This is a genomic window from Haloechinothrix salitolerans (assembly GCF_042662605.1).
Classification (GTDB): domain Bacteria; phylum Actinomycetota; class Actinomycetes; order Mycobacteriales; family Pseudonocardiaceae; genus Haloechinothrix_A; species Haloechinothrix_A salitolerans.
Map to the genome: position 1 here is coordinate 1,942,843 of NZ_JBHSXX010000001.1, position 20,313 is coordinate 1,963,155.

The window sequence follows — 20,313 nt, forward strand, 5'->3', positions numbered from 1 at the left end:
ACGAGCCGTGTGCTCGCCCGCAGGGCCAACGCGCTCATTTTCCGGCCCTACCCATCCCGTCCGTGCCGTATCGCAGGGGCACGGGGTCCCCACTGAGGAGAGGTTGTCATGCGAAAAATTCCCGTCGCGGCGGTCACGGCCGCCATGGTGACGGCGTTAGTGACCGGGTCCGCGACGTCCATGGCCCACGAGGGCCACGAACCGCCATCGGACTCGCTGTTCCAGAAGGTCGTACTCGACGATACCCCCGGCGAGCCAATGGACCTCGCCGTGCTGCCGGATGGCAGGGTGTTGCACACGACGAGACCGGGCGAGGTGCGGTTGCACAACCCGGACACCGGCCGCAACATCGTCGCCGCCGAGGTCGATGTCTACGAGCACGACGAGGAAGGCCTGCAGAGCATCGCGGTCGACCCCGGCTTCAACGGTAAGAGCAACCGCTGGGTGTACCTCTACTACTCGCCGCCGATGGACACCCCGGTGGATGATCCGTCCACACCGGACATCAATGAAGGCGATGCGCCCGGCTTCGGTACGCCGGAGGACTTCGCCCCGTTCGAGGGCGTGATCCGGCTGTCGCGGTTCCAGCTCAACGGCGACACGCTTGATCTGTCGAGCGAACAGCAGATCATCGACGTCCCGGTGGACCGGGGTATCTGCTGCCACGTCGGCGGTGACATCGCTTTCGACAGCGACGGCAACCTGTACCTGGCCACCGGCGACGACACCAACCCGTTCGCCTCGGACGGCTACACGCCGATCGACGAGCGGGCGGACCGCAACCCCGCCTACGACGCGCAGCGCAGCTCGGCCAACACCAATGACCTGCGCGGCAAGGTGCTGCGGATCGACGTCGGCAAGGGCGGCTCGTACTCCATCCCTGACGGCAACCTGTTCGAGCCGGGCACGGCGAAGGCTCGCCCGGAGATCTACCTGATGGGGCTGCGGAATCCGTTCCGCATCGACGTCGACCCGGCCAGCGACGCGCTCTACGTCGCGGACTACTCGCCGGACGCGGGCAGCGCCGACCCCGACCGCGGCCCGGCGGGGCAGGGCAAGTGGTTCGCCGCGACCGAGCCGGGCAACTACGGCTGGCCGTACTGCGCCACCGCCGAGCTGCCCTATGTGGACTACGACTTCGCGACCGGCGAGTCCGGCGAGACGTTCAACTGCGCCGCGCCGGTCAACGAGTCGCCGCACAACACCGGGCTGACGGAACTGCCCTCTGTCGAGCAGCCGCAGGTTTGGTACGGCTACGGCCAGTCAAGCGAGTTCCCCGAGCTTGGTACCGGTGGCATCGGGCCGATGGCCGGTCCCGCCTACGACTTCGACCACAAGAACCGGCGTGGCCGCGCGCCGGTCGGCTGGCCGAAGCACTACGACGGGATGCCGCTGTTCTTCGAGTGGACCCGCGACTACATCAAGGGATTCCACCTCGACGACTCCGGCGCGGTGAGCGGCATCGAGGACGTGATGCCGTCCATCCCGCTGTCCGCTCCGATGGCAATGGAGTTCGGCCCGAACGGTGCGCTCTACATGCTTGAGTACGGCAAGGGCTACTTCGCCGAACTCCCGGAGGCGGCGCTGTCGCGGATCGACTACATCGGACCGAACGGAAACCACAGCCCGGAGGCGACGGCCACAGCCAGCGTCGACAACGGGCAGGCCCCGCTGACGGTGGCGTTCTCCAGTGAGGGCAGTGACGACGCCGAAGGCGACCGGCTGCGTTACGCCTGGGACTTCGACTCCGACGGCGAGGTTGACTCGCGGGAGCCGAACCCGACTCACACCTACACCGAGAACGGCGTCTACACCGCCACGCTGCAGGTGACCGACGTCGGCGGCAGGCACCGGGGCAAGACCGGCGTCGACGAGGTAAAGATCGTCGTCGGCAACCAGGCGCCGGTGGTCGAGTTCGTCACGCCGGTCGACGGGCAGGAGTTCTCCTTCGGTGACGTCGTCGAGTACGAGGTCTCGGTCACCGACGACCAGCCGGTGGACTGCTCGCGGGTCGAGGTGACCTACATCCTCGGTCACGACGATCACGGGCACCCGCAGACCACGGCGTTCGGTTGCTCGGGGTCGATCCAGACCACCGAACCGGAAGGACACGACCCGGAACACGACGAGTTGCACGGCGTGTTCAACGCGAGCTACACGGATCCGGGCGCCGATGGACTGCCGTCGTTGTCCGGCAGCGACCAGGTCGTGCTCGAACCGTCTGAGTGATCGGTGGAACGTGAGTCGTTGTGGTCGCTCGAACGACCACAACGACTCACGTTCACCGCGCCCAACCACCCCAGGGAGGCCGGAAGATGGCACCAAAGATCGGACTGTGGTTCATCGGCGCGCGCGGGTCAGTGGCCACCACCGCCACCGTCGGCGCGCTCTCGCTGACCGCGGGGCTGACACGGCGCACCGGGTGCGTCGCCGACCTCCCTGAGGTAGCGGCTGCCGCGCCGCCGGGCGTGGCCGACTTGCTCATCGGTGGCCATGACGTCATCAGCGACCCGCTGCCTAAACGAGCCGAGGCGCTCGCGGACGGCGGGGTGTTCGGCATCGAACTCGCCCGGGCGGTGCACGACGGGCTTACCCAGGTGGACGCCCGTATTCGGCACGGCATCACCGCCGAAGAAGGCACTCAGCGGGACGCCATCGAACGGGTCAGCCGCGACCTGGCAGGGTTCCGCGCGGCGCACGCGCTCGACCAGGTCATCGTCATCGACGTCGCCACAACGGAACCGCCCGTCGAGCCCACTCCGGAGCTATCCGACTTGGACGCGCTGGAGCGGGCACTCGCGGCGGACAAGGCGCCGCTGCCGCTCAGCTCGGTCTACGCCTACGCGGCGCTGCGAGCGGGCTGTCCGGTCGTCGCTTTCACGCCCAGCCCTGGTCCCCGTTTGCCCGCACTGGCCCAGCTCGCCGAGCGGGCGGGATTGCCGTGGGCCGGTTCCGACGGCAAGACCGGCGAGACGTTGGTCAAGTCGGCGCTCGCCCCGATGTTCGCAACCCGTGCGCTGCGGGTGCGGTCCTGGGCGTCGTACAACTTGCTCGGCGGCGGCGACGGTCGCGCGCTGTCCGACCCGGTGACGGCGTCGAGCAAGACCCAGTCCAAGGGCAAGGGGCTCACCGAGATGCTGGGCGAGCCGGTAGACGGCCCGCTGCACATCGACTACGTCGAAGACCTCGGCGACTGGAAGACGGCCTGGGACATGGTGTCGTTCGAGGGCTTCCTCGGCACCAAGATGTCGATGCAGTTCACCTGGCAGGGCTGCGACTCCGCGCTCGCCGCACCGCTCGTGCTCGACCTTGCCCGGCTGGTGGCGCGCGCCCAACAGGTCGGGGAGTCCGGGCCCCTTGGCGCGCTCGGTTTTTTCTTCAAGGACCCCGCCGGGGATGGCGGGCATGACTTGGGCGGCCAGTGGCGTGCCCTTGTCGAGTGGTGCCAGCGAATCGGAGGTGACCGATGAAGTTCGGTGCTGCTGTGTCGCGGTCCGGAAAACTACGGGATGCGGTCGAGCTGGTGCGGTTGCCCGCCGTGCTGACCATTCCCGGCGACAGCCTCGCCGGGGGCGCGGCGGCGGGCTGGCCGTATGGCAAGCGGGGCTGGGCGATGCCCGCTGCTTCGGCGTGCTTCTACCTCGCGGGCATGGCGCTCAACGACTACGCCGACCGCGAGCTGGACGCGGTGGAACGTCCGGAGCGGCCGATCCCGTCCGGGCGCGTGCGGCCGGGGGAGGCGCTGGCGCTCGCGTCCGGGTTGACGGGCGCGGGCCTGGGCATCGCCGCCGCGGTGGGAGGTCGTGCGGCGTTGCGGGTGGCGGTGCCGGTCGCGGCCGCGGCGTGGACGTATGACCTTGTCGCGAAGGACACCCCGGCCGGTCCCGCCGTGATGGCGACGGCGCGCGGGTTGGACGTGTTGCTCGGAGCTGGGGGTCGACCGCGCAGGGCGGCATTGCCTGCCTGCGCGGTCGCCGGGCACACGCTCGGCGTGACTACCCTGAGCAGGGGCGAGGTGCACGGTGGGTCGCGGCGCACCGGCTTGGCGGCGCTCGCCACGACGGCCTCCGCGGCCACGGCCGCGGTGGTGGCCGCGTTACCTCGGCGGAGCTCCGGGCGACGCGCTGCGCTTGGTCGCTTCTGCCACGCCGCTGCCACCGGTCCCGCGCGCGCAACCCGTGACGTCACGACCGACACCGGCCGCGTTGACGCCGCTCGCCGTGTCACCGCTGCCACTGCCGCGTTCGCCGCCACCTACGTGGGCACGGTCGGCCGCGCGCAGGCCCGCGCCGCGCGAAACCCCGACGCCGCCACGGTGCGCACCGCGACCGGGGCCGGCGTGCGGGGCGTCATCGGGCTGCAGGCCGCGCTCGTGGCGGGCACAGGTGCGATCGGACTCGCCGGAGGGCTGCTCGCCGCTGGTCCCGTCGCGCGGTTGGCGTCCAAGGTGGTGTCGCCGACATGACCCTGCGGTTCGGCTACGGCACCAACGGGTTCGCCGGTCACCGCCTGGACGACGCCCTCGGCGTCATCGCGGATCTCGGCTACGACGGCGTCGCGCTCACGCTCGACCACCCGCACCTAGACCCGTTCGCGCCCGACCTCGCCGCCCGCATCGACCACGTGCGCCGCCGCCTCGCCGCGTACGGGCTCGCCGTCGTCATCGAGACCGGCGCCCGCTACGTCATGGACCCGTGGCGCAAGCACGAGCCGACGCTGGTGTCCGACGTCGGCCGCGAACGCCGCGTCGACTACCTGCACCGCGCCATCCGCGTGGCCGCCGACCTCGGCGCGGAGACGGTGTCGTTCTGGTCGGGCACGCTGCCCGAGGACGTGGGCCCAGCACAGGGCTGGCACCGGCTCACAACCGGAGTCGCGGAGGTGCTGGCCGAGGCAGAGCGACGGGGCGTGCGTTGCGCGTTCGAACCTGAGCCCGGCATGTTCGTCGACACCCTCGACGGCGTATTGCAACTGCGTCGCAGGCTCGGCGAGCCCGAACACCTCAAGGTGACCGTCGACGTCGGACACTGCGTGTGCAACGAGCCCGCCCCACCACAGGACCGCATCCGCGACGTCGGGCTGCTGCTCGGCAACGTGCAGATCGACGACATGCGACCCGGTGTGCACGAACATCTTGAGTTCGGCGACGGCGACGTCGACCTGCCCGCCGCGCTCGGCGCGCTGCTCGACGTCGACTATCAGGGCCTGGTCAGCGTGGAGCTGCCCCGGCATTCCCATGCCGCACCAGCCGTGGCCGCGCGTTCGCTTGATGCGCTGCGCACCGCGCGGGCAGCGGCACTCGCGGCGGAGGTGACGCGGTGACCGACCTGCTGGACGACCTGCTCGACAACGAGGGCAGAGCCAGGCTGATCGAGCTGATCGACGAGGTGACATCCACCCCGGCGCGTATCGCCGTGTTGTTCCCGGCCGTGGCCCGCGCCGTCGGCAGGGGACCGGCCGACCCGGACGACCCGGACGGGCTGGTCACGCCCCGTGTCGAGGACCAGGCCAGGGTCGCGTTGCTGCGCGCAGCCGCGCAGGACTGGAACACAAGGGACCTCGTCGCGGAAATCGACGCGCTGTACCGGCATGGCGACGCCGACGAGAAGCGCGCCGTGCTGCGCGCGTTGGATCACCTCGACGTGGGGGACGTCGCGCTCGATCTGGTGGGGGACGCGCTGCGTGGGAACGACACCCGGCTCATCGCGGCGGCGCTCGGCTCATACGCGGCGCGTCATTTGGACGCCCACAACTGGCGGCACGGCGTACTGAAGTGCCTGTTCACCGGTGTTCCGCTGGCTGCGGTGTCCGGCATCGCGGAGCGTGGCGACGCCGAGCTGGCCCGCATGGTCGAAGGCTTCACGGACGAGCGTCGTGCGGCGGGTCGCGACATCCCCGCCGACGCGACATGGCTGCTCAACCAGTTGACCTCGCAGCGGCCAGACCTCGACGCGACGTCGGGGACCGTCCCTGACCAGCAACGCGTGCGGCACGACTAGGAGGACTGATGCGCATCTTCGACCCCCACATTCACATGACCTCCCGCACCACCGACGACTACGAAGCCATGTACGCCGCCGGGGTCCGGGCGGTCACCGAGCCGGCGTTCTGGCTCGGCCAGCCGCGCAGCAGCGCCGCGTCGTTCTACGACTACTTCGACGGCCTGCTCGGCTGGGAACGCTTTCGCGCGTCGCAGTTCGGCATTCGGCACCACTGCACGATCGCGCTCAACCCCAAGGAAGCCAACGATCCCCGCTGCGCGGAGGTGCTGGACGTCTTGCCGCGCTACCTCGCCAAGGACGGCGTGGTCGCGGTCGGCGAGGTCGGGTTCGACTCCATGACCGATGCCGAGGAGAAGGTGTTCGTCCGGCAGTTGGAGCTCGCCGGGGAGCACGACCTGCCGGTGCTGGTGCACACCCCACACCGCGACAAGGTCGAGGGCACGCGCCGCAGCCTGGAGCTGGTCGCCGCGTCCGGGTTGCCACCGGAACGTGTGCTCATTGACCACCTGAACGAGGTCACCGTCGGGATGGTGGCCGAGTCCGGCTGCTGGCTCGGGTTCTCCATCTACCCGGACACCAAAATGGACGAACACCGGATGGTGCGCATACTCGCTGACTACGGCTTGGATCGAATGATCGTCAACTCCGCCGCCGACTGGGGCCGCAGCGATCCACTGAAGACGGCCAAGACCGGCCAGGCGATGCGCGACGCCGGATTCAGTGAGGATGACGTCGACCGTCTGCTGTGGCGGAACCCGGTGGCGTTCTACGGCCAAAGTGGACGGTTACTGCTCGATCCGGTCGATGTGGACCAAACCGCGACGTTCGAGGGCAACTCGGTGCTGCGCGGGCAGCGCCCGGCGTGAGGTGTCTCCGCCAACCCGCTCGGCCGACGTGAAGGGAGCCCGCATGCGCTTCACCCATCCTGACGGCAGCCGCGTCCACCTGGCCTACTGCACCAATGTCCACCCCGCCGAGGACATCGACGGCCTGCTGCGCCAACTCCGCGTGTTCGGCGGCGGCATCCGCGCGGAACTCGACGTCGACCGGCTCGGCGTCGGGCTGTGGCTGCCCGCGCCGTTGGCCGCGCATCTGTCCGATCACCCCGATCTCGATCGGCTCAGGGCCACATTGGACGACCATGGGCTTGAAGTCGTCACGCTGAACGCCTTCCCGTACCAGGGGTTTCACGATCCGGTGGTGAAGAAGGCGGTGTATAGCCCCGACTGGGTGGAGACGCGGCGGCTGGAGTACACCCTGACGTGTGCACGCGTGCTGGCGCGGCTGCTGCCAGACGATGCCGCGCGCGGCAGCATTTCCACGGTGCCATTGGCGTGGCGTGCGCCATGGTACTCCGACCGACGGCTACGAGCCCGCGAGCTGTTGGACCGGCTCGCGGAAGGGCTCGCCAAGCAGACCGCCGAGACCGGCAGGCCGATCCGCGTCGGGCTGGAGCCGGAGCCCGGCTGCGTCGTGGAGACCGTGGATGACGCGATCGAGCAACTGTCCGGCGTCGACACCGACCACATCGGACTCTGTCTGGATGCCTGCCACCTCGCCGTGGCGTTCGAGGATCCGGCATCTACGGTTCGGCGGCTCACGGACGCGGGACTGCCGATTGTGAAGACGCAGGCTTCGGCGGCACTGCACGCCGCGACACCGAACGATGCCGCCACCCGACAGGCGCTGTCGTCCTACGCCGAGGACCGGTTCCTGCACCAGGTGCGGGAGCGTGGGCCGTCGCGGATCGCGGGTCACGACGACCTCCCCGACGCCGTCGAGGGCCGCCGCGCGCTGCGGGGCACCGGGCCGTGGCGGGTGCACTTCCACGTGCCGATCCATCGACGTCCCGAACCGCCGCTGGAGTCCACACAGGATGAACTTGGCGCGACGTTGGATGCCCTACTCGGCGGGCCGACCGCGCTGACCGACCACGTCGAGATGGAGACCTACACCTGGTCGGTGCTGCCGGAATCGCAGCGACCGACCAACGATGCCGAGCTGGTCTCCGGGCTCGCCGCCGAACTGCGCTGGGTCGCCGAGCGGATGCGGCGAGCGGGATTGGAGGAAGCGTGACTAACAAGATCCTGCTGCTCAACGTCGTTGGGCTCACCCCACGCCTGCTGGCGCACGCGCCACGCCTGCGCACGCTCGCCGCGGACGGCTGGCAGGCCCAGCTCGACACCGTGCTGCCAGCCGTCACGTGTGCGGCGCAGTCCACGATGCTCACCGGACGTCCGCCGCGCGAGCACGGCATTGTCGGCAACGGCTGGTACTTCCGCGACCTCGGCGAGGTGTACCTGTGGCGGCAGCACAACCGGCTGGTGCGGGGAGAGAAGGTGTGGGAGACCGCCCGGCGCACCCATCCCGACTACCGCGCGGCGAACGTGTGCTGGTGGTACGCCATGGGCGCGAGCACCGACTGGACGATCACGCCGCGCCCGGTCTACCACGCCGACGGACGCAAGTCGCCGGACTGCTACACCCGCCCACCGGAGCTGCACGACGAACTCACCGAGGAGCTTGGCGCGTTTCCGCTGTTCAACTACTGGGGCCCGACGGCGTCGTTGCGTTCCAGCGAATGGGTGGTCGCGGCGAGCAGGAGACTGCTGCCGGAGGCGGACCTGACGCTTGCCTACGTTCCCCACTTGGACTACGACCTGCAACGCTACGGTCCCGACAGCCCGCAGGCGCTCGCCGCCGTCCGCGACGTCGACCGCACCGTCGCGCCGCTGCTCGACGACGCGCGGGCGTCCGGTGCGACGGTCGTCGTGGTGAGCGAGTACGGCATCACGCCAGCGTCCCGGCCTGTCGACGTCAACCGGATGCTGCGGACGTCCGGGCTCCTGGAGGTCTACACCCAGGCGGGCATGGAGTACCTGGACCCATGGACGTCGCGGGCGTTCACGGTTGCCGACCACCAGGTCGCGCACGTCTACGTCGGGAACCCGGCCGACGTCGCGGCGGTCGCGAAGCTGTGTCAGGACCTGCCCGGCGTCGACCTGGTGCTGGACCGCGAGGCGCAGGCGGACTACGGCATCGACCACGAGCGCGCGGGCGAACTGGTACTTGTCGCGGAGCCGGGCGCGTGGTTCACGTACTACTACTGGCTGGACGACGCGCGTGCGCCGGACTTCGCGCGCGGCGTCGACATCCACCGCAAACCCGGCTACGACCCGGCCGAGCTGTTCCTCGACCCGGCCGACCCCACGGCGAAGGCGCGGGCGCTCCTCGGGCTAGCGCGCAAGAAGCTGGGGCTGCGGTACGCGATGAACGTCGTCCCGATGGATGGGCGCTGGGTGAAGGGCACCCACGGACGTCTTCCTGAGGACCCGAAGGACGGCCCGCTCCTGCTGTGCAGCGACCCGGCCGCGCGCCGCGACCGCCTCGCCGCCGCGGATGTCCGGAACCTGGTGCTGGAGCTGGCCGGGGTGACGGTAGAGGCGCGGTGATCTGAAGACGTTTCGGTCGTCATGACGACCGAAACGTCTTCAGATCAACACGGCGCCCGCGCTCGTCCATTGAGGCGACGCGGCTGCCTGCGCGCGCTCGAACGTGTGTAACGATGTCCACGGGCTCGCGGAGGGAGACACGTCATGCGCTGGGAAACGACGGACCGCTTGGTTCGGGTCGTGCTCGCCTCGATCGTCTTCACCCTCTTCATGACGTGGTCGTTCTTCGTCGCCGTGATGACCGGCTGGAGCGTTACCGAGCCGGGTTGGCCACGGCTGTGGGACAACGCGCCTGGCCTGCTCGGGTCCGCGTTTCTCGGGGTTATCGCCGTCGGCTGGTGTCGGTTGCTGATGGGGTGGCGGCCACGGTCGCGGTGGCTCCTCCTGGCGCTGCCGATGCCGATGGTGGCTGCCCTCGGATTACTCGGCGCGTGGTAGCGAACGCCCAGTGAACAGGTGCTGGCTGATCGCCCGGAACGTCTCCGTAGCGGAGCCGTCCGCGATGCTGCCGCCGCGCCAGAGCGTCGCGAACCCGTGCGCGAGGGACCACGCGGCCAGCCCCGCGCTCCGCGAGTCGTCCGGGACGACGGTGTCCACGCCGCCGCTCAACATCCCGGCCGTGCGCGCCCGCGCGGCCACCAGCGCCGGGTCGTCCGCGTGGCAGAGGTCGCGCCGGAACATCACCTCGAAGTGCGCCGGGTTCTCGGTCGCGAACCGCACATAGGCGACGCCGAGTTCCCGCAGTTCGTCAGCTATCGACAGGTACTCGGCCAACGTCTCGAAACCCTCGATCGCGATCGCGGTGAGCAACCCGCGCTTGTCGCCGAAGTGGTGTGCGGGCGCGGCGTGCGACACCCCGGCCCGTCGCGCGAGGTCGCGCATGCTGATCGCGGCGGGTCCGTTGGACTCGACGACGTCGAGTGCCGCGTCGAGCACGGACCGCCGGAGGTCGCCGTGGTGGTACGAGCGTGCAGCCATACGGGCAGCCTACGGCAAATCTAGTCATTGACAAGTTCGCCATAACGCGGTTATCTAGACGCTGACAAGATTGCCCGAGGAAGGTGGGAACGATGTCTGACACGGTTGAACTCGGCATGGTGCGCCAGCTCTGGCGGCTGCTCGAACCGGTGCACGCGGTGCTGTACTACGCGCCGGAGGCGTTCGCGGAGGCCGAAGCGCTCGGTTACGCGACCGACGAACGCTGGCCCAGTTACTTCGCGTGGCGCGCGGCCCCGCTCGGGGACGCCAGCGCGGAGTTGGTGACGTCGACGTTCTACAGCTTCCGGCCGCGGATGGTCGCCCGCTACGTGCCCGCCGCGTGGGATGTGGCCAGCGCGGACAAGGTGCTCGCCGCGCGTATGCGTGCGGTCGACCGCGCGCTGCGGACGATCCTCGGCGACCGCATCGACTCGCGGGAACTGGCCGAGGCCGCCGAGTTGGCGCGGCACGCCGCGACATCGGCGAACACGGCAGGACGTCCGCTCGCGGCGGCGAACGCGGCGCTGTCATGGCCGGACGCGCCGCACCTCGTGTTGTGGCAGGCCGCGACCGTGCTGCGCGAACACCGGGGCGATGGCCACATCGCCGCACTGCAGGCGCATCAGCTCGACCCCTGCGAGTCGTTGGTGTCGTTCGCCGCGGTCGGCGCGGCCGAGAAAGACGTCTTCGCCAGCAGGGAGTGGAGCGACGTCGAGTGGCACGCCGCTGCCGACCGACTCGCGGAGCGCGGCTGGCTCGGGCCGGACGGCACCGCGACCTCAGTCGGTATCGACGGCAGGGAGGACGTCGAGCGACTGACCGATGAACTGGCCGCGCCGCCGTGGCGGGAGCTGGGTGCCGCCCGCGCTGGACGTCTCGCCGAGCTGGCCATGCCGATCACGATGGCGATCGTCAGCGCGGGCATCCTGCCGCGGCGCAGCACGCTCGGCCTCGGGCGGTAGCGGACCAGGTGCCAATCTACTAGCGAGTAGATAGGTATCGGCGACCCGGTGATCTCGCCGCTGGCCGAGGTGGAGCCATTGCGGTGTTGCCGTGGGTGTCCGGAATGGACGTCGACCTGAAGGCGCCATTCGGTCCACGACGAACGTTGGGCCATATAGGTGACTCACGTCACATCTTGGGCTGATTTCACGACCTTCTCAGACGGGGGCGGCGATCGCGCTGCCCTCTACTCACCTGAGAAAGGAATCTGTCGTGACACAATCATGGCGGCGTGCGGCCATCGTGATCATCGCGGCCGCGGGGCTCATCGTCCCGGGAAGTGCCGCGGCGCACGACCCGGATCTCAACCACCCCGACTCCAGCGCGTCCGGCACACAGCACAGCCAGAACATGAAGCTGCTGGCCAACGTCGAGCGCTCGGCGGTGGCGACCCAGTCGGACCTGGCGTTCGACGGCAACCTCGCCTACGCGGGCAACTACCATGGCTTCCGCGTGATCGACGTCTCCGACCCGGAGGCGCCGGAGGTCGTCACCGACTTCCAGTGCCACGGCGCGCAGGGCGACGTCTCGGTGTATCAGGGGCTGCTGTTCCAGTCCGTCGACGCACCGCAGAACCACGGCGGCTGCGACAGCACCAACGCCACCGCGTCGACCCCGGGCATGTTCGAAGGCGTTCGGATCTTCGACGTCAGCGACCCGGCGAACCCGCGGCGGCTGGCGTCGGTCAACACCGACTGCGGTTCACACACCAACACCCTCGTGCCCGACCCGGCGAACAACCGGGTGCTGATCTACGTCTCGTCGTACCCGATCGGCGGCTCGGCGCTCGGTCCGAACTGCATGCGCGCCGAGGACGGCGGCGGGCACAGCAAGATCTCCATCATCGACGTGCCGCTGGACGACCCGGCGAGCGCGACGGTGTCGCCGTACCACCTCGACGAGGACACGCAGTGGGCCACGTACCTCGGTTCCTACACGTTCCGGGCGTGCCACGACATCTCCGTGTTCACCGAGATCAACCGTGCGGCGGCGGCCTGCATGTCCGAGGCGCAGATCTGGGACATCTCCGACCCGGCGAACCCGGAGTTCCTGTGGCGCTACGACAACCCGGTCGTCAAGCCGGAGAACATCGACCTGTTCCACTCGTCCAGCTTCAGTTGGGACGGCGAGGTCGTCGCGTTCGGTGACGAGTCCGGCGGTGGCGGTGCGGCGCGCTGCACGGACCCGAACGACGACCAAGGCCGCGTGTGGTTCCTCGATCTCGCCACCGGCGAGGAGTTGGCCAGCTACAAGGTGCCGCGCGCCGTCGAGACCACCTGCACCATGCACAACTTCAACTTCATCCCGCGCAGGGACGGCGGCAAGGTTCTGGTGAGCTCGTCGTACACCGCTGGCACCACTGTGGTCGACGTCGACAAGCTCATCGCGGGCGCGTCCGAGGCTGACGCCGAGGTCGGCTTCTACCAACCCGGCGGCGGCAACGCCTGGTCCAGTTATTGGTACAACGGCTTCATTTACGCCAATGACATTCAGCGCGGCGTGGACATCTTCCTGCTCAGCGACAACGCCCGTGCCGGGGCGCGGAAGCTGCCGTACATGAACCCGCAGACGCAGGAACGCGTCATCAACTAGTCCCCATCGGAGGCAGATCATGCATCTCTCACCACGACGGTTGCTCGTCACCCTCGCGGCAGCCGCACTGCTGGTCACACCGGGTGTCGCGCTCGCGCACCCGGACGAAGACCACGACGACACACCCGGCGAGCCCGGCAGCTACACCGAACGGGTCAGCACGCAGAACATGCACGCGCTCGGGCACAGCGAGCACCCGGCGCAGTTCTTCGGTGTGCCGGCCGCGGAACGCACCATCAGCTCGGACATCGCGTTCTGGGGCGATCTGGCTATCCACGGCAACTATGACGGGTTCCGCGTCGTCGACATCGCGGAGCCGGGCGACCCGCAGCTCATCTCGCACCCGAAGTGCAACGGCGACCAGGGCGACATCGTCGTCTGGAACGACATCGTCGTGCGCTCGTGGAACTCGCCAGCGCCCGCTGGCCGGTTCTGCATGGGCGAACCGGTCCCGGTCGGATTCGAAGGCGTGCACGTCTTCGACATCGGCGACCCGGCGAACCCGCAGCTCATCGGCGAGGTCGAGTTCAGTGAGGCTGGCGCGGCCACGCGTGGCACGGCCGACGGCTGTGGCTCGCACACCCAGACGGTCGCACCCGACCTGGCGAACAACCGGATCATCATCTACAGCAACAACTCATCCGGCGGTGGCAGGGCGATCTGCGACACCATCAACGTCCTTGAGGTGCCGCTGGATGACCCGGCCAGCGCGTCGCACATCGGTTACGTGCCGCTGGTCGGCGGATCGCTGGGCAGCAACAACGGCTGCCACGACGCCGCGGTGATCCTCGGCGACGTCCAGAAGCTGGCCTGTGCCAGCGGGCACGCTGCCAACGTGTTCTCCATCGGCGGTTCCGATGGCGGAACGCTGGAGAACCCGCAGTTCCTCTACAACGTCGAGGAATCGGACGAGGCGGGCAACAAGGTCGGCGTCGGCGGCAGGTGGCACTCGGCCGCGTTCACATGGGACGGCGAAGTGCTGGCGCTCGGCTGGGAGCCGGGTGGCGGCGCCGGGGCGGAGTGCGAGGCAGATGACCCGGACATCAAGAAGAGCATGTTCTTCTACGACGCCAACACCGGCGAGAAACTGGGCCAGTGGACGCTGCCTCGGCCGCAGACCGAGACCGAGAACTGCACCATCCACAACTACAACATCGTGCCGATGCGCGATGGCAGCTACATCGTCACCGGCGGGCACTACCAGGCGGGCAGTTGGGTCGTCGACTTCAGCGACCCGGCGAACGCGCAGACCATCGCGTTCTCCGACCCGTCACCGATCGAGCCGCAGAACCTCGGCGGCGCGTGGTCGACGTACTGGTACAACAATTTCGTCTACGAGTCCGAGATCCAGACGGGGTTGAACGTGTTCCGTGTCAGTGACAAGCGCACTGGCGGCGCGATGAAGCTCGGTCACCTTAACCCGCAGACGCAGGAGTTCAGCCTGCCGTAAGCGGAAGCGCGAGAAAGTTTGTCGATCTTGAGGCGTTGTGGTCGCTATGACGACCACAACGCCTCAACATCGACGCCGCTCCACGTCGCTCGACAACACTCACCGCATCACGACCGCGTCATCACCACGGCACGCCGGTGTCGCGGTGGAACGCGATGCCCTGCGCGGTCATCCGCTCCGCCTGACCGGCTAGCCGCTCCCTGAAGTCGTCCCACTTCGTCCGCTTCGACCAGCCCACCTCTGCGATCGCCTGCATCCGGGGGAACGCCATCCGCTCGATCTCGTCCTCGGTCGTGACCAGCTCCGTCCACAGCGGAGCTTCCACGCCGAGTACCGCGCCGGCACCGACCCCGGCGAGTTCGTTCGTCGGTTCCCACTCGTATGCCTTGCGGACGTCGACCGGCCCGGCCCAGGAGTTACCCCATGGGTTCGACTCCTCGTACTTCATGTCCAGGTACGTCCTGTGCGCCGGGGACATGAGCACCCGCCTGCCGCTGTTCGCTTGGCGCCGCGTCGGTGCGTCCTCCGTCTCGATACGCCAGTACTGCACCACGCCGGAGCGGGGCACGTCAGCCTTGGCGTACTCGTGCCACCCGATGGGGCGCTTGCCCGCCTTGACGATCATCGGCAGCACCTTGTCGAAGAACTTTCGGTAGTCGGCGTCGGTGGTGCTGTTCGCCTCGTCGCCGCCGATGTGCAGGTACGGGCCCGGCGTCATCTCCGCGATCTGGGTGATGACGTCGCGGGCGAACTCGTAGGTGACTTTCTTGTCGATGCACAGCGAGGAGAAGCCGACCTTGGTGTCGGTGTAGGGCGGCGGGGCATTGCCGTCGCAGTTGAGCTTGGCATACGAGGTCAGCGCGGCGTTGGTGTGGCCGGGCATGTCGATCTCCGGCACGATCGTCACCCCGCGCGAGGCCGCGTACGCGACGATCTCCCGGTACTGCTGCTTCGTGTAGAAGCCGCCCTTGCCGCCGCCGACCTCGTTGCGTGCTCCGACCTCGGTGAGCTTGGGCCAGCCGTCGATCTCGATGCGCCAGCCCTGGTCGTCAGCGAGATGCAGGTGCAGATAGTTGATCTTGTACTGCGCCACCCGGTCGATGTAGCGCTTGACGACATCGACGCCGAAGAAGTGCCGCGCGACATCGAGCATCGCGCCTCGGTAGCCGAACCGAGGCTCATCCTCGATGACGCCGCCGGCCAGCACCCATTCGCGGTCGACGGTCTTGCCGCGCTCGACGTCTGCGGGCAGCAGTTGCCGCAACGTGTGCGCCCCGGCGAACAGTCCGTCCTTGCTCGCCGCGCTCAGCGTGACGCCGTCGCGGGCGATCTCCAGTCGGTAACTCTCGTCCCGCGGGTCGCCGCCCTCGCGGAGTACCAGCCGGATGCCGCCAGCGTCGTCCTCGCCGGGCACCACGCGCAGCGGGAAACCGGTCGCCGGGCGGAGCACGTCGGCGAGGTAGTCACCGGCGGCCTTCGCGTCGTCAGGGGCGGAGATCACGGTCTGCTTCGTCAGCGCGAAGTTGTCCTTCTCCGCCGCCCGCACGCTGGCCGGGGCGGGGATGACGTCGGACAACGTTGGCGCGTCGTCCGGTAACCGCACCGGTTCCGGTGTCGTCGTCGGCGTCGCGGGCCGAGGCGAGGTCGCCTGGGCGCTGACGGACGCCGTGCCCTGCGTCGGGGGATCGTCGGTGCATCCATTGACCACTAGGCTCACCACAAGAAGGCTCAGGAGGATCGCGGCGCGTCGTGACTTTATCCTCGCTCCCACGCGCCTATCGCACCATGTGCCGTCACTCCGCGCGTTGGCGGGCCCATCGTGATGGGTGGCGACATACTGTGGGTGAACGTGACGTGTCGTGCGTGCCGTGATTCGCACGCGGAGTCCCATTGGGTGGAGGAGCATTCGTGGACCTGTTCTCGGACCTCGCGAGTGGGTTGCTCTCGTTCTCGAAGCAGCTGTTCGGTCCGGGTATCTGCCCTGGTGACTGGGTGTGGGCCACCGGAACGGCCGGTGCGCTCATCGCCTTGCTGCCGATCATCGGCGCGCTTGGTATCAGCGTCATCAGAAAATTCACCGGCAACACCTACTCCGCCGTCACGCTGAGTGTGTTCGGCGTGATCGGCGTGGTGTTCGTAGGTGTGCTGCCGTGGGTCCTGATGGCCGGGGTCTCCGAGACATTCCGGATCGTGGCCGCCGGTGGTCGTGGCGGTCTGAGCCAGGGCGAGGTCGCCGCCCTCAACACGACATACTGCGACTTCATCGGTGACCAGAGTGTCTACCTTGGCAAGGGTCCAGGCGTGTTCGACACGCTGTTCTACCCCGGTGGCAACGAACTCGCCTACGGCTTCTACCTCGGCACGCTGGTTGGGTTGCCCATTCTGTCGCTGATCTTCGTGATGCTGCAGGGCAAACTCGCCTTCCGCCGTGGTCCCGCGTGGCCCGCGCGGTTCTTCTGGGTACCGTTCGTCGGGCTGGCGCTGCTCAGCGTGACCGTCAACGCCAACACCGCCATCCACCTGTGGCTCGGGTTCCTCCCGGTCAGCGTGCTCGGACTGATCCCGATCGCCGTGGTCGGCCCGCCGTCCTGGCACGCCATCCGGCGGGCGGACCAGCGCAAGGCCCGCCGTGAGGTGGCGCCGCCACAGCAGCCACCGCAACGTCCTGTGCAGCCACCGCCCCCGCCTCCTGGGAATTACCCGCCGACGGCGGTGGCGCCGACGTCGGGAGAATCCGCCATGGCAGGTGCGGTGCCGGTGCCAATCCCTGCCCGCGCGCCGACGTCGGACACCCGCTACCAGCGCACCCGCAGGCTCGGCCACGGTGGTTTCGGCACGGTCTGGCAGGCTTACGACACGCAGCTCAACCGCACGGTGGCGCTCAAGATCGCGCACGCACCCGACCGTGACACCGAGGAGCGGATGCAGCGGGAGGCCCGTGCGCTCGCCGCTCTCGACCACCCCAACTGCGTCCGGGTGTATGACCTCGTCGAGCAGCCCGAAGGACTCGCGCTGGTCATGGAGTACCTGGACGGTGACGCGCTGGCGAGTGCTGTTGACGAGCGCGGCCCGATCGACGACGTCGCCGCCGCCCGGTTGTGGTCGACGACGGCGAGCGCGCTGATCGCCGCGCACGACAAAGGTGTCCTGCACCGCGACGTCAAGCCGTCGAACATCATCGTTGACCCACGCGGCATCCCGCATCTGATCGACTTCGGCATCGCGCGTAGTAAGGGCGACTCAGCCATGACCGCGACCGGCATGATGATCGGGACGCCGGATTACACCGCGCCAGAGGTCGCGAACGGCGCGGGCGCCAGTCCCGCCTCGGATGCCTGGCAGCTCGCCGCCACTGTGAGCTTCGCGCTGACCGGACGTCCGCCACGCGGTGACCGGGAGAACCCGATGGCGGCGCTCTTGGCGGCGTCCCGCGCGGAGGCCCCGACGGAACTGCCGAGCGGCAGCGTCCACGCCCGGCTACTGACGGCGGCGCTGGACGCCGAGCCGCGCAACCGGCCGACACTCGGGGCGGTAGTCGAGGAGATGAACGCGTGGCTGTCCGGGGTGGGCGAGTCCCGCGAGGGCCCGGTGACACGGGTGATCCCTCGGCAGTGAGGGGGCGCCAGTTGATCTGAAGACGTTTCGGTTGCTATGACGACGCAACTGTCTTCAGATCAACTCGCCCACCCTCACGTCAGCTCGGCGAACCGCTCCGTGTCTGTTGACTTCCCCGCCACGATGAGCAGGTCGCCCCTGCGGACGACGGTCTCCGCCGTCGCGTAGGTGAAGCCTTCACCGCGCCGCTTGATGCTGACCACGGTGATGCCGTACTTCGACCGCAGTTCGCTTTCCGCGAGTGGTCGACCGACCGCCTCGGCGGGCGCGACGGTCTTGACCATCGCGTAGTCGTCCTCGAACTCGATGTAGTCCAGCATCCTGCCCATCACGAGGTGGGCGACACGCTCGCCCATGTCGTGCTCCGGTAGCACGACGTGATGCGCGCCGACGCGCTCCAGGATCCGCGCGTGCTGCCGTGACAGCGCCTTCGCCCAGATGTTGGGGATGCCGAAGTCCGCCAGCACCGACGTCGTCAGGATGCTCGCCTCAAGGTCGGCGCCGATGGCGACGACTGCGCGCCGGAACTGGTGCACGCCGAGCTGCTTGAGCGCGTCCTCGTCCGTTGAATCGGCGACGACGGCGTGTGTCAGGTCCTCGGCGTACTTGTCGACCAGCTTCGGGCTGCTGTCGATGGCGAGCACGTCGGTGCGCTGCCGTGCGAGTTCGAGTGCGAGCGAACCGCCGAACCGGCCGAGGCCGATGATCACGGCACGGTTTCCGCTCGATCCGTTCCTAGCCAACGATGGGTCGCTCCTCAGGTAGTTCGTAACGCCGTGGACGGTCCCGCAACGCTAGCGCGGTCGCCAGCGTGATCGGCCCGAGGCGTCCGATGAACATCAGTATCGACATCATCACGTGCATGCCGGGGGGCAAATCGGCGGTAATTCCGGTGGACAACCCGACCGTGGCCACGGCGGACACCGACTCGAACAGGACCTCGTCGAGCGGGTGCTCCGAGATGGACAGCATCGTGATCGTGGTCAGCATGACCAGCGCGACGGCCAGTAGCGCGACGGTCAGCGCCTGCCGCTGCACGGTCGCCGCCAGCCGCCTGCCCATGACATGCACCGTCGGTTCTCCTCGGATCTCCGCCAGGATCACGAACGCGAGCAATGCGAACGTTGTCACCTTGATTCCCGCCGCGGTGCTCGCACTGCCACCGCCAATGAACATCAACACGTCGGTGACCAGCAGCGTTGACGACTCCAGCTCGCCGGTGGGCACCGAGTTGAACCCGGCAGAGCGGGGCATCGTCGCGGCGAACAGCCCGGCGAGCAGTTTGCCTGGCACGCCGAGCCCGCCCATCGTGTCGGCGTTCTGCCACTCGTTGATCGTGATGTAGGTGAACCCGACGACCAGCAGCACACCCGTCGTGAGCAGGGTGATCTTGCTGTGCATACTCCAGTGGATCTTGCCGCGCAGTCTGCGGCCCAGTTCGAACAGCACGGGGAAGCCGAGCCCGCCGATGATCACCGCGATGATCACCGCAAGCGAGATCCATGGATCGCTGACGAACCGTTCCATGCTGTCGGAGTACAGCGAGAAGCCGGCGTTGTTGTACGCCGAGATGCCGTGGAACACGCCGGAGTACAGTGCGTCGCCGAACCCGTAGTCGTAGCCGCTCATCAGCCGGACCGTGAACACCGTCGCGACGATGACCTCGACCGTGATGCTGATGAGCACGATCCTGCGGACGACGTCGCGAACCTCACCCAGGTCAAGGCTCTTCGTCTCCCGTTGCGCGCTGAGCTGCATCCGGAGCCCGAACCGGCGGGAAACCAGCAGCACCATGAGCGACGCCACGGTCATGATGCCGAGCCCACCGATCTGGATGAGCACGAGGATCGTTATCTCGCCGAACGTCGACCAATGCCCGCTCGTGTCGACCACGATCAGCCCCGTGATGCACACGGCCGACGTCGCGGTGAACAGCGCCGTGACGAAGTCGGTCGCCTGGCCGTTCTCCGCCGTGATCGGCAGCATCAGCAGGATGGTGCCGACGGCCACTGTCGCGGCGAACCCCATGATGACCGCGCGGGCGGGATGACCCGCCGTCGGCAGCGCCTTCCGCATCCCGAGCAGCGCCTTAAGCAGCGGTGATCTCGGCTCGGATGGTCCGGCCCGTGTCATGGCGCCCTGCGCGCTCGGCGGCCGAGCAGGGTCAACGCGCGCACCCGTACGTCTCCTTCACCTACAGCGGTGGGCGACCCACCGCGCC

General features: G+C 68.6%; 17 protein-coding genes. 13 read left to right on the forward strand and 4 right to left on the reverse strand.

Annotation, left to right across the window (positions count from 1 at the left end; translation table 11 throughout):
- Positions 1-108 precede the first annotated feature (108 nt).
- From ACFQGD_RS09180 to ACFQGD_RS09220, 9 genes are all read left to right on the forward strand, one after another.
- Entirely contained in the window at positions 109-2,229 is a 2,121-nt protein-coding gene (locus ACFQGD_RS09180) for a PQQ-dependent sugar dehydrogenase (RefSeq protein ID WP_345403263.1), read from the forward strand.
- 86 nt (positions 2,230-2,315) lie between these two features.
- Positions 2,316-3,470 (forward strand): inositol-3-phosphate synthase, encoded by a 1,155-nt coding sequence (locus ACFQGD_RS09185; RefSeq protein WP_345403266.1) that lies wholly within the window; start codon positions 2,316-2,318, stop codon positions 3,468-3,470.
- A complete protein-coding gene (locus ACFQGD_RS09190; protein WP_345403269.1) occupies positions 3,467-4,465 on the forward strand; it encodes an SCO3242 family prenyltransferase in 999 nt (332 codons plus the stop codon). The genes ACFQGD_RS09185 and ACFQGD_RS09190 overlap by 4 nt, the downstream gene beginning before the upstream one ends.
- Complete coding sequence (locus tag ACFQGD_RS09195) at positions 4,462-5,322, forward strand: sugar phosphate isomerase/epimerase family protein (protein WP_345403272.1); 861 nt, start codon at positions 4,462-4,464, stop codon at positions 5,320-5,322. Before ACFQGD_RS09190 ends, ACFQGD_RS09195 begins: the two co-directional genes overlap by 4 nt.
- Complete coding sequence (locus ACFQGD_RS09200; protein WP_345403275.1) at positions 5,319-5,999, forward strand: EboA domain-containing protein; 681 nt, start codon at positions 5,319-5,321, stop codon at positions 5,997-5,999. Before ACFQGD_RS09195 ends, ACFQGD_RS09200 begins: the two co-directional genes overlap by 4 nt.
- Positions 6,000-6,007: 8 nt before the next feature.
- Positions 6,008-6,868: a TatD family hydrolase gene (locus ACFQGD_RS09205; protein ID WP_345403278.1), complete on the forward strand. Its 861-nt coding sequence runs from the start codon at positions 6,008-6,010 to the stop codon at positions 6,866-6,868.
- Between the two features lie 43 nt (positions 6,869-6,911).
- Positions 6,912-8,078, forward strand: coding sequence for a metabolite traffic protein EboE (gene eboE, locus ACFQGD_RS09210; RefSeq protein ID WP_345403281.1), 1,167 nt, complete (start codon positions 6,912-6,914; stop codon positions 8,076-8,078).
- The gene (locus ACFQGD_RS09215; RefSeq protein ID WP_345403284.1) at positions 8,075-9,454 is read left to right on the forward strand and encodes a nucleotide pyrophosphatase/phosphodiesterase family protein; all 1,380 of its coding nucleotides are present in this window, start codon (positions 8,075-8,077) and stop codon (positions 9,452-9,454) included. The genes eboE and ACFQGD_RS09215 overlap by 4 nt, the downstream gene beginning before the upstream one ends.
- Positions 9,455-9,598: 144 nt before the next feature.
- Positions 9,599-9,892 (forward strand): hypothetical protein, encoded by a 294-nt coding sequence (locus ACFQGD_RS09220; protein ID WP_345403287.1) that lies wholly within the window; start codon positions 9,599-9,601, stop codon positions 9,890-9,892.
- Here ACFQGD_RS09220 and ACFQGD_RS09225 read toward each other — a convergent pair.
- Positions 9,875-10,432: a TetR/AcrR family transcriptional regulator gene (locus ACFQGD_RS09225; RefSeq protein WP_345403290.1), complete on the reverse strand. Its 558-nt coding sequence runs from the start codon at positions 10,430-10,432 to the stop codon at positions 9,875-9,877. The two genes, ACFQGD_RS09220 and ACFQGD_RS09225, sit on opposite strands and share 18 nt — an antisense overlap.
- Positions 10,433-10,524: 92 nt before the next feature.
- Between ACFQGD_RS09225 and ACFQGD_RS09230 the strand changes: the two genes are divergently transcribed.
- The 3 genes from ACFQGD_RS09230 (at position 10,525) to ACFQGD_RS09240 (ending at position 14,477) form a co-directional block, all read left to right on the forward strand.
- The gene (locus ACFQGD_RS09230; RefSeq protein ID WP_345403293.1) at positions 10,525-11,394 is read left to right on the forward strand and encodes an SCO6745 family protein; all 870 of its coding nucleotides are present in this window, start codon (positions 10,525-10,527) and stop codon (positions 11,392-11,394) included.
- Positions 11,395-11,647: 253 nt separating this feature from the next.
- Entirely contained in the window at positions 11,648-13,027 is a 1,380-nt protein-coding gene (locus ACFQGD_RS09235; RefSeq protein WP_345403295.1) for an LVIVD repeat-containing protein, read from the forward strand.
- Positions 13,028-13,046: 19 nt separating this feature from the next.
- The gene (locus tag ACFQGD_RS09240; RefSeq protein WP_345403297.1) at positions 13,047-14,477 is read left to right on the forward strand and encodes an LVIVD repeat-containing protein; all 1,431 of its coding nucleotides are present in this window, start codon (positions 13,047-13,049) and stop codon (positions 14,475-14,477) included.
- 121 nt (positions 14,478-14,598) lie between these two features.
- Here the strand turns inward: ACFQGD_RS09240 and ACFQGD_RS09245 are convergent, their stop codons facing one another.
- The gene (locus ACFQGD_RS09245) at positions 14,599-16,194 is read right to left on the reverse strand and encodes a beta-N-acetylhexosaminidase (RefSeq protein WP_345403299.1); all 1,596 of its coding nucleotides are present in this window, start codon (positions 16,192-16,194) and stop codon (positions 14,599-14,601) included.
- 191 nt (positions 16,195-16,385) lie between these two features.
- Between ACFQGD_RS09245 and ACFQGD_RS09250 the strand changes: the two genes are divergently transcribed.
- Complete coding sequence (locus ACFQGD_RS09250) at positions 16,386-18,092, forward strand: serine/threonine-protein kinase (protein WP_345403302.1); 1,707 nt, start codon at positions 16,386-16,388, stop codon at positions 18,090-18,092.
- A gap of 74 nt (positions 18,093-18,166) precedes the next feature.
- Here ACFQGD_RS09250 and ACFQGD_RS09255 read toward each other — a convergent pair whose 3' ends face one another.
- Together ACFQGD_RS09255 and ACFQGD_RS09260 are read right to left on the reverse strand one after the other, a co-directional pair.
- Positions 18,167-18,835: a potassium channel family protein gene (locus ACFQGD_RS09255; RefSeq protein WP_345403305.1), complete on the reverse strand. Its 669-nt coding sequence runs from the start codon at positions 18,833-18,835 to the stop codon at positions 18,167-18,169.
- Positions 18,828-20,225 carry a TrkH family potassium uptake protein gene (locus tag ACFQGD_RS09260; RefSeq protein ID WP_345403308.1) on the reverse strand — a complete coding sequence of 466 codons (1,398 nt, stop codon included), beginning with the start codon at positions 20,223-20,225 and terminating at the stop codon, positions 18,828-18,830. The genes ACFQGD_RS09255 and ACFQGD_RS09260 overlap by 8 nt, the downstream gene beginning before the upstream one ends.
- Between the last annotated feature and the right edge of the window lie 88 nt (positions 20,226-20,313).